Here is a 13,497-nt window from a genome sequence, read left to right as displayed (position 1 = left end):
GGTATAACTATCCAACTTATTGTAAAAATAGTTATAAAAACCGCCTTCTTTATTTTGTAATTACCTATTCAAATTAATATCTTTCAAACTTTAGTAAATACATACAATCCAATTTTTGGGCCTTGCCATTATAACTCAAACAACATCACCACATGCTCATTATTACGGTTCTAGTCTCTCTGGCCATTATTATCTATGCTATTATTAAGTTTGACATTCACCCTTTTCTTGCCCTTTTTGTAGGAGCAATTGGATATGGTTTATTAGCGGGCATGCCCGGTGAATTGATCTTAAAATCCATTGAAGAAGGTTTTGGCGCAGTATTGGGTAGAATTGGATTGGTGATTTTGCTGGGGGTGATTATTGGCACTTTTCTCGAAAAAACGGGAGGTGCCTTTGTAATTGCGCAAAGAGTTCTATCGTTTATCGGAGAAAAGTCGGTGATGCTGGCCATGATGATTACCGGCTGGATTCTGTCTATTCCGGTATTTGGCGACAGTGCCTTTATCATGATGAACCCCATCAACAAGTCATTGTCTTTTAAAGGAAAATTGCCTTATGCTGCTACCACCGTTGCCCTTACGCTTGGTATATCTTCTACCCACTCGCTTGTTCCGCCTACGCCTGGCCCTATTGCTGCCGCAGGTATCCTGGGAGCCGATTTAGCCATGGTTATTTTATGGGGAATGCTGGTGAGTGCCCTGGCATTAGTGCCTTGTTTTTATTTTGTAAAATACTATGTAGCCAGATTTGAACTGGCTCCCCGCTATAATGAAAATGAAATAGTTGTAACTGCAAAAAAATATCCTTCTCTGGGAAAATCTTTTTTACCTATTGTGCTGCCTCTCATCCTGATTGTGTTTGCTTCCATTGCCAGTTATCCTACAAAGCCTTTTGGTGAGGGATGGCTGGCAGCTACCCTGTTGTTTATCGGAAATCCGGTAATGGCCTTACTGGCCGGAGCATTTGTGTCGTTTCTATTGCCTGAAAAATTTGACCGCCAGTTACTTTCTTCCTCGGGATGGATCGGTGATTCCTTACTGGTGGCAGCTCCGGTGATTTTAATTACTGGCGCAGGAGGCGTATTTGGAAAAATGCTCCAGAATTCAGGTATCGCCGATCTGGTGAGTACAAATCTAAGTAATGCGAACCTGGGATTGCTCTTACCCTTTTTGATGTCGCTTGCCTTAAAAACAGCACAAGGTTCTTCTACTGTTGCCATCATTACCACTGCTTCTGTGATTGCACCGCTGCTGTCAACCCTTGGCTTAGATACTGATCTGATGAAAGTGTTGACTGTATTGTCTATTGGTGCTGGTGGAATTGCCATTTCTCACGCCAACGATAGTTTTTTCTGGGCCATGACCCAGCTTACCGGTATGAATATCAAACTGGGCAACCAGACGCACAGTTTGGGAACGCTGATTCTGGCTTGCTCGGCCTTTGTAGTAATTTATGTAATTGCTCTGTTTGGGTAAGAAGTTACTGCTTTATAAACACTAACCATGAAAATAGCACTGCTATTAGTAGTTTTTATTTCAACTTGTGCATTTGCTCAAGGGAGTTATTCTGATTCTTTAAAATTATCAATCACTGAAAAAAATATAAGATTAAACAAAGGAAGGAAAAAAATAAGAATACCTTTAAAATTGATTAATCTTTCTACAAAAACTTATCTATTATACAATTTTGGTAATGGAGAAGAGGCAACACTTGATGATACTTTGTATTGTGGAAGAACAACGGCACGTTTATCACTAGCTATTTTAGACTCTATGCATCAAAATATTCTTCCCATTGTTCAACTACCAGGATATGGACCAAGAAGTAAGATCATAGGCGTTTCTGATTTAAATAGAATGTTTAAAAGTATGGAGAAATCATTTATGAAAAATAAGTTGATATTAAAACCAGGCGAAACCTATATTGATACTCTTACTTTTAAGGTCTTTAATAAATTGTCACAAGGAAATTATTTTGTATTTATATTCTATAGCATAGGCGACTATTTGGATAAGATTATTAGTAAGGAAACTATTGATGATGATCTGATTCAAAATAATGCCACACTCATAAATGTTTGTTTCAAATCTGATTTAGCTCTTCTAAAAATAAAATAAGAAAGCCTAAAAACAAGGCTGATATAGTTCTTCCTTGTCTTCAGGCTTTTTATCTATATACTTTGTACTCAATACTAATCTTTACACTTGTTTTGGATCGGGATGAACCCAGGGCTGACGGTACGGACGTTGTAATAAGGCATTTGCTTCTTCATCTCCTACAATCTGCCGCTTTGCCGGGTCATATACTACCGGGCGGCCTGTTTCCATAGAAATATTAGCTAAAATACAACTAGCTGTCGAAATATGTCCTTCCTCAATATCGGCTACCGGACGGCTGTTTTTCTCAATAGCAGCCAGGAAATCGAGCATATGAAGCCTGGTGGCAGGTGCTGCATTCAACTCAATCCGTTCTTCCGTAACATCTTCCGGATATTTCTCTTTTTCATATACCACATCTTTGTGAATCTTTTGTGCTTTATTATCCTGTGGAATAAAATCATACTGCATGGTGGAAGCAATTAAAGTTCCTTTCTCTCCATACAAAGTAAATGACCAGGGATAATCCGGATTGGCAGGCGTTCCCCAGGTGCGGTGCTGCCATACACAATTCAATCCATCATATTCAAATACAGCCACCTGCGTATCAGCAATATTTGATTTTCCTTCTTTCTGTACATATATTCCCCCATTGGATGTAATGCGTGTAGGCCATCCCAGTTTCAGCATCCAGCGAACGGTATCAAACATGTGCACACACATATCTCCCATGATGCCATTTCCATACTCCTTAAAAGTACGCCACCAGCGGATATGCGGCAATCCATCATAGGGACGCATCGGCGCAGGTCCAGTCCACATTTCATAATCCAGAAAAGCCGGAACAGGTTCTGTCGGAGGATTGCCATTGGCCCGCATATGAAAATAGCAACACATTTCTACGTGCGAAATTTTACCTAATAACCCGGCATCTACAATATTCTTTTTGGCTTCAATCAAATGAGGCGTGCTTTTACGCTGGGTTCCTACCTGTACTACTTTATTATATTTTCTGGCAGCAGCCACCATGGCTTCTCCTTCCATTACATCCACACTGATAGGTTTTTGCACATACACATGCGCGCCTGCTTTTACTGCATCTATCATTTGCATCGCATGCCAGTGGTCTGGTGTGCCGATCAGTACAATATCCAGTTTGTTTTTATTCTCGGAAAGCAATTTCCGGTAATCTGTATAGAGTTTAGGTTTCTTTTTGGATTTCTGCCGCTGGCTTACCAATGCAGCTGCTCCATCGAGCATGTTTTTATCCACATCACAAAGGGCCACCACTTCTACCGGAGCTACCTGTATCAGACGGAACAGATCGCTTTTTCCATACCAGCCGGTTCCTATCAAAGCTACCCTGAGTGTAGTAGCCGGAGAAAGAAACTCCAGACTTGGCGTTCCAAGGGTAGTGAGGGCAAGGGAAGCAGAAGCGCCTTTCAGAAATCGGCGGCGGTTGAGAGAATACTCATTCATTGTTATAAAATATTAAGGTTTAGAAATGGTGCATAAGCACAAGTTATCCGTATAAAAAATTTCAATTATTTCCGGAAATTATACCAGTACTTGTCCAGGCAATATACAAATATTCTGCTAACAGCAAGATAAATTAGCGTAGAAGTTAGAAATTGGAAGTTAGACTATGGAGGTTAGATAAGTATAAGAACTAAATTAAATCAGCTGAGACAATTTTATTTCTAAACAGTTTACTCCAATAGTTGATTAATTGTAACACTTATACACTTTCCAGCCTATAACCTCCAACTTCTATCTCCCCATAAATATGGCTTTTTCGGAGAAAATATATAAATTTAACAATTATTTTACTCTTATATTATGGGGAAGTATTTGTATACTAGTTGCCTGTTGAGTGTATGGTTATTGGGAATGATAGGTTGTGCGGCCAGATTAGGCAATAAGCCTGACGAAGGTCCCTCACCTGCTAAAACACCGGCAGAAGAATTAGCTACTTTCCGGCTGGAACCCGGCTTAAAAATTCAGTTAGTAGCTGCTGAGCCTATGGTGCAAGATCCGGTAATTATTACCTTCGACCCTGATGGAAGATTATGGGTAGTTGAAATGCGCGGATTTATGCCTACAGTGGATGGCAGTGGCGAAGATGCACCTATCGGACGGGTATCTGTATTAGAAGATAAGAATGGCGATGGAAAAATGGATATCAGTACCATTTATCTGGATAGCCTGGTTTTGCCAAGAGCCATCGCTTTGGTACCAGGGGGTGCCCTTATATCCCATAATAAATCGTTGTGGCTAACCCAGGATACAAACGGAGATTTAAAAGCCGATACAAAAACCCTCATCGATGCCGATTATGCAAAAAACGGCTTGCCTGAACATTCAGACAACGGTTTGTGGCGGGGTATTGATAACTGGTATTACAATGCAAAATCACGCTTCCGCTACAAATTGGCTGATGGAAAATGGAAACGGGATAGCACAGAATTCCGGGGTCAATGGGGAATCAGCCACGATGACAAAGGCCGCTTGGTTTATAACTACAACTGGTCACAACTACATGCGGACCTCGTACCGCCCAATTATCTTTCCCGCAACAAAAATCATACGCCTACCACCGGCATCGATCATGGACTTACTTTAGACAGAAGGATTTTCCCCATCCGGCCTAATCCGGCGGTAAACCGGGGATATATTCCCGGCACCTTAGATTCTACTGGCCGGCTGCTGGAATTTACGGCTGCCTGCTCTCCCCTGTTCTATAGGGGTAAAGCACTACCAGAATCGTTTTATGGAAATATTTTTGTATGTGAGCCTTCCGGCAATTTAATTAAACGCAATATTTCACAGGAAACCGGCTTGCAACTGAATGCCAGTGATCCTCATCCAGGCAAAGAATTTCTGGCTTCAACCGACGAACGTTTCCGTCCGGTACATCAGGCAACCGGCCCTGATGGCGCTTTATACATTGCGGATATGTACCGGGGATTAGTGCAGCATGCAGCCTATGTAACCCCTTATCTGAAGGAACAAACCCTCATGCGTAAACTGGTTCAACCTATTCATTATGGCCGTATCTGGCGGATTGTACCCGAAAACTGGAAACCTTCCAAGGCAGAAAAATTATCAACTGCAACTTCTATTGCGCTGGTTGAACGCTTGTCACATCCGGATGGATGGCACCGGGATGTTGCCCAGCGTTTACTGGTGGAGCGCAATGACAAAAGCAGTATTCCAGCCTTACAGCAACTGGCTAAACAAGGGCAATCCCATTTGGGCCGTTTTCATGCCCTATGGACACTCGAAGGCTTACATCAGTTAACCCCTGATCTGCTTTTTCAGACCTTGTCTGATTCGCATCCGCTAGTACGCAGCGCATCTTTACGCCTGCTGGAACCATTGGCCACATCAGATCAACAGGTACAGGCAAAATTGGAAACACATCTATTGAAAAGCTGGGAGCAAGCACCTGTAGAAGAAATTTTGCAGATCGCCCTATCAGCATCAGCACTTCGTCCGGAAGCGGCACATACTATTCTGGCTGGCATTGCAGATAAATATGGAGACTTGGCATTAATCCGGGATGCTATTTTGAGCAGCCTTCCCAACCAGGAATTTGCTTTTTTGCAACAACTCCGGACACCTCCTCAATGGCAGGCACATGCACCAGCCAAAGAGATTTTTCTGGAAATGCTATCCACTGCTGTACTCCGGAAAGGAAATGCAACTGAGCTCGATGGACTTTTAGCACTATTAGATAAGGATAAATTAGGCTGGCAGGAAAAAACCATTCTTACCTCAATGTCTGTGCAGGGAAATAATACCAAATTCAAACGTATCCGGCTGGATGGTGAACCCCGCATTTTAGCCAGAAAAGATATACAATTGTTACCTGCTCAAAAACAGGCTATTTCAACTTTATTTGAATGGCCCGGACATACTACCGATACCACCAGTACGCAGAAAAAGACACTGTTAAATGAAAACGAACAGAAACTTTTCGCCCTGGGACGGCAGCATTACCTGACTACCTGTGCCGGCTGTCATGGAACGGATGGTGCCGGGTTAAACCGCTTTGCGCCTCCGCTGATTGGCTCCGACTGGGTTTTGGGTGATGAAAAAAGGCTGGCTTTATTGGTTTTACATGGCATGGAGGGTCCGGTAGAAGTGAACGGAAAACTATACAATGCACCAGAAATTCTTCCGGTAATGCCGGCACATTCTACCATGGATGACGGCGCTATTACAGCGATTTTAACTTATATCCGCAATGAATGGGGCAACGATGCCGGTCCGGTAAGCCGTGGACTGGTAGGCGGCACCAGGCATACTTCACAAGGACGGGTTCAACCCTGGACGGCCAAAGAGCTAAACCAGCATATTCTGGAGGGGAAAGCAAATACTGGCAGTGGAGGGAAATAATTGATGATTGGTCAGTTGTCAATTATAAAGTTGATTGCAAGATAAATGGATTAATGAGTTCATGCTTACTTACAAAATTAAAGTATTGATTAATGGGCCAAGACCGGATTTTCGATTGTTAAAATCTTTTATTTGGTCTGATTTTCATAATATTGATTCAGACGGAAATTCTTTTAACCCAGCCAGCAGGGATTGGACCGAGTTGTATATTGCAAGCCGGGAGAATAAAAATGAAGTTATAGATATTAACCCTATAAATATTAATCCGCTGATTTTAGAAATCAAGGCAAGTAGTGAAATCCTTGGAAACAAAGCAGCTTATTTTTTAGCTAAAGAGACCTCAGGGCAAGTAATGTATCAAGAGGAAACCAGATTAAACGATGCTGATTTTTTACTAGATAAATTAGGAATTGACTTTAATATCCAGGATGCATTAGAAATGTCTAAAAGAAGTGTATGGCGAAAATCTAGTCTTGAAAATCCTTATCCTAACCTGAAAATTGATTGATATGATATGTAGCCAATACAGGATAAGTCTAGTCTGTACAAGCAGATTTCTAACTAATAACCATTAACAAATGACTACTAAACTTAAACATAATGCATAGAAGAGATTTTTTACAGAAAACAGCCTTTGGTGCCATGGCACTGTCTTTTCCAGTAATCCCAAATTTTCTCAAAGGGATACCTATGGGCGTAGTGGTACATTCCTATGCCAGCCGGTGGAATTCAAAAACGCCCAGCCAGGCTTATCCCGCTTTTACCAACGCCATCGACCTGCTCGAACATTGCCATCAGATTGGAGCCGGAGGCATACAGGTAGTGGTAAAAGACTGGTCGGCAGATTTTGTTAAAAAAGTACGTACCAGGAGAGAAAAGCTGGGTTTGTATATGGAAGGATCTATTGGCTTGCCTAAAAAAGCGGAAGATGTAGCCACGTTTGAAAAAGAAGTGGCGAATGCCAGAGAAGCCGGAGCTCAGATTTTACGCACCGTTAGCCTGGGCGGAAGGCGGTATGAAACATTTAAGTCCCAGCAAGAATTCGAAGCCTTTCAAAAAAGCGCCTTGCTCGCTCTGCAACTTTCTGAACCAGTTCTCAAAAAACACAAGATCAAACTAGGCGTAGAAAACCACAAAGAATGGCTGGCACCTGAACTGGCGGCTTTATTAAAACAAGTAAGCAGTGAATGGGTGGGTGTTACCCTGGATTTTGGAAATAGTATTGCCCTGCTGGAAGATCCGATGGAAGTGGTAGAGACTCTGGTTCCGTATGCAGTAAGTACTCATGTAAAAGACATGGCTGTAGCCGAATATGCAGATGGTTTTCTATTGTCGGAAGTTCCACTGGGAAAAGGAATACTGGATCTGCCCAGAATTGTGGCGCTGTGCAAAAAAAATAATCCCAACGTAACCTTTAACCTGGAAATGATCACCCGTGATCCTTTGGAAATACCTTGTCTGAAAGATGAATACTGGACTACTTTTGAAGGTATATCACCAACTGCACTTGCCCGGACTTTACGTATGGTAAAATCGCATCCCTATAAGCCTGAACTTCCCAGGGTTTCTCAACTGACAGCGGAAGAAAAACTAAAAGCAGAAGAAGATAATATTGTATCCTGCCTGGCCTATAGCAAAAACGAGTTAAATCTGAATTAAACACATTACACAACATTATTCTCAAAACATATTGACTCACAATACGCAGTAAACCAATTCAGCTTTTATGAAATAAATGGCCTTCTAACAACGATTGAAAACATCTTCTACTTGTACTTGCAAAATATTTATACCAAAACGTTAATGATTTAAATGGGAACAGAAAGTGAGTGAATAGAATTATTTTCTCTTCTGATAGTACAAAGCGGTAAAGTATTGTTTATTTGCGAAAGCCTGTAAGTATTGGGCAGAAACTATTTAATCATTACCTAGAACTATTTAGTATGAGTATAGAAACACTTCCTGGAATAAAATTATTTGATCTGAGCGGAAAAACAGCTATTGTTACAGGTGGTTCCAAAGGCCTGGGTCTGGCGATGGCGGCTGGGCTTGCTTCGGCAGGAGCAAATCTGATGCTGGTCAACCGGAATGCAGCAGAAGGCGAAGCAGCCGCAACGTCATTGAGTCAGCAATATGGGGTGAAAGCAGTTTCTTTCCCGGCAGATATTACCAGTCAAGCACAGACAGAAGCGATGGTTCAGGAAGCCTTGAACATATTCGGAAGAATTGATATTCTGATCAATAGTGCCGGCATTAATATCCGGGGAGCCATTGACCAGCTCAGCCTGGACGATTTTAACAAAGTAATGGAAGTGAATGTGAATGGCACCTGGCTCGCCTGCCGGGCAGTAATTCCGCATATGAAAGGAGTGGGTGCCGGAAAAATTATTAACTTGGCCAGTACACTTGGTTTGGTCGGCTTAGCCAACCGGACTCCCTACACAGCCAGTAAAGGGGCGGTAGTACAAATGACCAGGGCGCTTGCCTTAGAACTTGCTCCATTCAACATAAATGTAAATGCCATTTGTCCTGGACCATTCCTGACTGAAATGAATTTGCCTATCGCTGACTCTGATGAAGCTAAGAAATTTGTAGTAGGCGCTACTGCACTGGGCCGGTGGGCAGAATTAAAAGAAATACAGGGAGCAGCTCTACTTCTGGCAAGTGAGGCAGCTACCTATATGGTAGGTACCATACTCACCGTAGATGGTGGCTGGACAGCCAAGTAGCACCAATAGGCTAAGTAAAACATATAAAGAAAAAGCCGGATATACTTATATCCGGCTTTGTACTAACCTTTTAAGTGAAATTATCTGACAAGAATTACTTTCCTGGATTCCATCTTGCTTTCACTACCCAAACGGATAATATACATGCCAGGATTCTGATCGTTAGCATTCCATTCAAACTCATAGGCTTTGTCTTTCTCGGCTTCGCCTTCAAACAAGGTACTGACTTCTAATCCCTGGCTGTTGTATACTTTCAAGCGTACTTGCTCGGTTTGTGGCAAAGTAAAGCTAATGGTGATTTTCTCAGTAAATGGATTCGGATCAGCTTTTAAACCCATGCTTATCTCCATCTCTTCTGATGCCTGTTCAGCTTCGGTTCTGGCAGAAGCTATTAAGCCAGCTCCACCGCTGGAAGATACTTTGACCATCCAGTAATCAGTACCGCCTTGCGAAGCCTGGGTTCTGTCTCCAGAGATGCCAGAATCAGATCTGCCTGCTAATAAGTAGCCGCCATCGGAAGTCTGAATCACCGTTCTTAACTCTTCGGCCACAGAACCCCCAAAGCGTTTGTCCCACTGCCTGGTGCCGGATGAGTTGATTTTCACACTCCAGTAATCGGTGCCTCCTTGTGAGCCCTGCGACTTATCTCCACTCACGCCTGAATCTGATTTACCGCCTAATAAAAACCCACCATCTGTGGTCTTAATAATCGATCTGAGATCTTCTGTAAGTGTTCCACCGAAGCGTTTATCCCACAACTTGGTACCGCTTAAGTTGATCTTGATAATCCAGAAATCACTGCCACCTTGTGAAGATTGAGACTTGTCTCCAGATATGCCCGAAGTAGATAAGCCTCCTATCAAGTAGCCATCTGAAGTAGCTACCATTGCGTTGGCATCTTCATTGCCTGTGCCGCCAAAACGCTTGTCCCATACTTTGCTTCCTGTGGAGTTGATCTTGATCACCCAGAAGTCTCTGCCGCCCTGTGAAGCCTGACTCTTGTCTCCACTTACCCCTGAAGCTGACCTTCCAGCCAGTACAATGCTGCCATCTGAATTCACAACCGATGCTTCTACCCAGTCATCACCCGATCCACCAAAGCGTTTATCCCATATTTTCCCTCCGGTAGAGCTGATCTTGATCACCCAATAATCGGTTGCCCCTTGCGAAGCCTGACTCTTATCACCAGAGATACCAGACTGAGAATACCCTGTCAGAATATATTCTCCTGTCGACAATTGATGCAAAGTACGCAGGTCATCATTGCCACTACCCCGAATCGTTTGTCCCATTGTTTGGTGCCGGTAGAAGTAATCTTGACTACCCAATAATCCTGTCCGCCTTGAGAAGCCTGCGTTTTATCTCCACTGATACCTGACATTGAGTTTCCTCCTAACAAGTAGCCGCCATCCGAAGTGCGGATGATCGTATTGAGATAATCTCCGGCAGAACCACCAAAGCGTTTGTCCCACTGCTTATTGCCGGAAGCATCCGTTTTTACAATCCAGTAATCCTGTGCCCCTTGCGTACCCTGAGTTCTGTCACCAGATATAGCAGAAGTTGAGTGTCCGCCTAACAGATAGCCGCCATCTGAAGTTTTAATGACTACACTAAAGTTATCTGCCCCACTGCCGCCAAAGCGCTTGTTCCATTGCGAAGTAGCTACTACCGGATTGGCAACCGTAATAGTATAGTCCTGGGTTTCGCCTAAAGCAAACTGCTCACATGCTTGACCGCTTGTAACCACAGCCCCAAATTTGCTTCGTATGCGCACTCGTTTGTATCCTGCTGTAATAGTAGCAGGAATGGTAACTGTACCCTTAAATATGCCTGTTCCGTAGGTAGGCGAAGCATATACAAACTCACCGCTATCATTAAAATCCTGGTCATCATTATAATCGATCCACACGCCAAAGCCCTGTGCACTTGGCCCGGATTGCATGCTGATGGGATACGTCTGACCTTTCACTACGGCGGTTGTTAACACATACAGTGGATTTAAATTAATATAATTGTTTGGTTGCCCATTACAACCTGAGTTTTGATGATCCAGGGTATTAAAACTAAAATCATCGATATAATCTCCTGAAGTGCAAGGTGCGGCATAAAATGGGGTGCAGTGACCAATGCTAATGGTATAGTCTTCTGTTTCTCCCGGTCTTCCAAGCGCTTTATCAGCATCTAACGCTGTAGGCACATAATTATACACACTCCGTACCCGCATCCGTTTTAAGCCGTTACCCAGAAAATTATCCGGAATAGTTATGCTGCTGATAAATCCGCCGGTGCTGGCTGTACCAGAGTGGTATACAAATTCCCCGGGATCATCAAACGTCTTGTTATCATTAAAATCAATCCATACCCCAAAGCCTTGTGGATTTGGACCCGATTGCATACTAATACCATAAGTTTTTCCAGCCAGTAACTGGGTAGTTTTCGTGCCAGTTGGGGCATGATTAATATAGTTATTCGCCAGCCCGTTACAACCAGAATTACTATTAACAAGGGTATTCAGGCCGAAATGATTGATATAATCACTGTTATTGCAACCATATGGATAGGAAAGCGGAAAATCATACCCACCTGAAGATAAGGCATTGCCTACCGTAAATAAGGCTTTGTATCTGCTGGTAGTGCCATTGTCATATATAGAAATATCATGAATATTAACACCAGAACTCACGCCGGTATAGGTTTTTGAATTAGGATATGTATTGTCATTAAATGCTGTCTTGTTAGAAGGCCCCGCAAATAAATCACCTGCATCCCCCCGGTTGAGTTGATAATCCAGATCATTTCTGCCATCGGCCTCTTCCAGATCTACCCCTTTTAAGTTTTCATCGGCATTTACATAATTGGTAGGCGGATACATAGATGTTTTATCCGTATTGATATGCCAGATGGCCAGACCACTTCCATTCAACGCCACATCCAGGTTTAATTTCTGCCGGTTTTCTATCAGGAAATATTCATTAGGCACAGGTGTATTCATCCGGTACCCAATTGCACCAAAATATAAGGAGTAATTACCAGGTGTAGTAATCGTAGTAGGCGACATCCATCCCAGAGTTGTTCTTGCCCAGGCACTCATATTGCCAGGTTGATGCTCTTTGCCTAGCCAGCCGGCACTGCCCATTAAGCACCATTCGCCTATTCCTTCAGAACTGCCATTTTTTTCATCAGTATCGTATAAATCTGGTAAGCCCAGATTATGGCCGAATTCATGGCAGTAAACACCTATGCCTACAATATCGTTGGTAAAAATCCTGGTCTCCGGGTTAATCATATAATCTTCAACTAGCACTCCATCATAGCTAACCTGCTTGCTGTTGGCTGATAACCACCAGCGGTGCGACCAGATATATTGCAACTGGTTTCCTTCTTCTGCTCCCGGACCAGCATGGGCAACAATGATTCCGTCTACTTTTCCATCTTTATCATTATCATATTTTGAAAAATCTACCCCTGCTTTGTTTGCAGCATCTACTGCCTCCCGCACCAGATCAACGGAGCGAAGATCGCCGTTTTTCTTGCCATAGTACTCGTAACTATTTTTGGCGGTATACCATCCGACTACATCGGTATCTACGGTTAGAGAGTACACGGAGCTTTTAATAAAGAAATCTCTGAAGCTGCCAGTACCTCTGTAATTTGTGGCATTCATCATATTATTGAAATAAGCATTTCCATACGTATTGGGCATATCAGGATATTTAATTAAAATAAGCAGGGTTTTTATATTTCCTGACCTGGGATAGCCTGCATTCTGCCCGCTTAATAATGGCGAATTTGACGGATTAAGTAGAGATGTATTAGACTGCGAAGGTGCATCCGGCTTCAATGATTTAGGTGTTTTTTGCAGAAATGTTTTTTCTTCCGGTTTTCTTTCCTCTGAATTTCTGGCTTTTACTCCTGTAGCTACCAGTTTGCCATCTACTTTACGGGCATATTCATACATTCCGTTTTTTTCTACGACTGTATAGCCATCCACGGTTTCAGTCCAGGAATTTAGTAAGTTCCCTTTTCCGATAATGGTTATGGAAGTCCCATCCGCTTGTTTAATGGTGATCGGATAGGGGGAAGCCGGACAATTAGAGGGTTGCTGGGCCATCATGGGCAAACCGCACAATAACAAATACGCACTGATAATAAATTGTTTAATTTTCATGGTTTGTTTAAAACTTTGGTAATGATGTGAATAGATTTTTTTGTTGTTTAGTTATTATTAATTGGTAAGCAACAGATTATAAGGCCACTCTTTTGAATAG

Annotated in this window: 9 protein-coding genes; 6 read left to right on the top strand and 3 right to left on the bottom strand. The window is 42.7% G+C overall.

The window, feature by feature from the left end; genetic code table 11:
- The first annotated feature begins 152 nt into the window (after window positions 1–152).
- Both GXP67_RS28265 and GXP67_RS28260 read left to right on the top strand, forming a co-directional pair.
- Complete coding sequence (locus GXP67_RS28265) at window positions 153–1,478, top strand: GntP family permease (RefSeq protein WP_162446238.1); 1,326 nt, start codon at window positions 153–155, stop codon at window positions 1,476–1,478.
- A 27-nt stretch (window positions 1,479–1,505) separates the two neighbouring features.
- The gene (locus tag GXP67_RS28260) at window positions 1,506–2,120 is read left to right on the top strand and encodes a hypothetical protein (RefSeq protein ID WP_162446237.1); all 615 of its coding nucleotides are present in this window, start codon (window positions 1,506–1,508) and stop codon (window positions 2,118–2,120) included.
- 81 nt (window positions 2,121–2,201) lie between these two features.
- On the opposite strand, the gene GXP67_RS28255 is transcribed toward GXP67_RS28260, so the two are convergent.
- Complete coding sequence (locus tag GXP67_RS28255) at window positions 2,202–3,578, bottom strand: Gfo/Idh/MocA family protein (protein ID WP_162446236.1); 1,377 nt, start codon at window positions 3,576–3,578, stop codon at window positions 2,202–2,204.
- A 360-nt stretch (window positions 3,579–3,938) separates the two neighbouring features.
- Between GXP67_RS28255 and GXP67_RS28250 the strand changes: the two genes are divergently transcribed.
- The 4 genes from GXP67_RS28250 (at window position 3,939) to GXP67_RS28235 (ending at window position 9,229) form a co-directional block, all read left to right on the top strand.
- The gene (locus tag GXP67_RS28250) at window positions 3,939–6,500 is read left to right on the top strand and encodes a DUF7133 domain-containing protein (protein ID WP_162446235.1); all 2,562 of its coding nucleotides are present in this window, start codon (window positions 3,939–3,941) and stop codon (window positions 6,498–6,500) included.
- Between the two features lie 34 nt (window positions 6,501–6,534).
- Entirely contained in the window at window positions 6,535–7,008 is a 474-nt protein-coding gene (locus GXP67_RS28245) for a hypothetical protein (protein WP_162446234.1), read from the top strand.
- 92 nt (window positions 7,009–7,100) lie between these two features.
- The gene (locus GXP67_RS28240; RefSeq protein WP_162446233.1) at window positions 7,101–8,159 is read left to right on the top strand and encodes a sugar phosphate isomerase/epimerase family protein; all 1,059 of its coding nucleotides are present in this window, start codon (window positions 7,101–7,103) and stop codon (window positions 8,157–8,159) included.
- A gap of 284 nt (window positions 8,160–8,443) precedes the next feature.
- Window positions 8,444–9,229 (top strand): SDR family NAD(P)-dependent oxidoreductase, encoded by a 786-nt coding sequence (locus tag GXP67_RS28235; RefSeq protein ID WP_162446232.1) that lies wholly within the window; start codon window positions 8,444–8,446, stop codon window positions 9,227–9,229.
- Between the two features lie 80 nt (window positions 9,230–9,309).
- On the opposite strand, the gene GXP67_RS28230 is transcribed toward GXP67_RS28235, so the two are convergent.
- Window positions 9,310–10,521 (bottom strand): T9SS type A sorting domain-containing protein, encoded by a 1,212-nt coding sequence (locus GXP67_RS28230; protein WP_162446231.1) that lies wholly within the window; start codon window positions 10,519–10,521, stop codon window positions 9,310–9,312.
- Window positions 10,443–13,397, bottom strand: coding sequence for a M6 family metalloprotease domain-containing protein (locus GXP67_RS38540; protein WP_162446230.1), 2,955 nt, complete (start codon window positions 13,395–13,397; stop codon window positions 10,443–10,445). Before GXP67_RS38540 ends, GXP67_RS28230 begins: the two co-directional genes overlap by 79 nt.
- Between the last annotated feature and the right edge of the window lie 100 nt (window positions 13,398–13,497).

The organism is Rhodocytophaga rosea (assembly GCF_010119975.1).
Classification (GTDB): Bacteria; Bacteroidota; Bacteroidia; order Cytophagales; family 172606-1; genus Rhodocytophaga; species Rhodocytophaga rosea.
This window is presented reverse-complemented; position numbering and strand designations above follow the sequence as displayed.

Bases quoted from the DNA above. Each gene is read 5' to 3' on its own strand.
- GXP67_RS28265 (WP_162446238.1), top strand. From the start codon at position 153: ATGCTCATTATTACGGTTCTAGTCTCTCTGGCCATTATTATCTATGCT.
- GXP67_RS28250 (WP_162446235.1), top strand. From the start codon at position 3,939: ATGGGGAAGTATTTGTATACTAGTTGCCTGTTGAGTGTATGGTTATTG.
- GXP67_RS28260 (WP_162446237.1), top strand. From the start codon at position 1,506: ATGAAAATAGCACTGCTATTAGTAGTTTTTATTTCAACTTGTGCATTT.
- GXP67_RS28240 (WP_162446233.1), top strand. From the start codon at position 7,101: ATGCATAGAAGAGATTTTTTACAGAAAACAGCCTTTGGTGCCATGGCA.
- GXP67_RS38540 (WP_162446230.1), bottom strand. From the start codon at position 13,397: ATGAAAATTAAACAATTTATTATCAGTGCGTATTTGTTATTGTGCGGT.
- GXP67_RS28230 (WP_162446231.1), bottom strand. From the start codon at position 10,521: ATGGGACAAACGATTCGGGGTAGTGGCAATGATGACCTGCGTACTTTG.
- GXP67_RS28255 (WP_162446236.1), bottom strand. From the start codon at position 3,578: ATGAATGAGTATTCTCTCAACCGCCGCCGATTTCTGAAAGGCGCTTCT.
- GXP67_RS28235 (WP_162446232.1), top strand. From the start codon at position 8,444: ATGAGTATAGAAACACTTCCTGGAATAAAATTATTTGATCTGAGCGGA.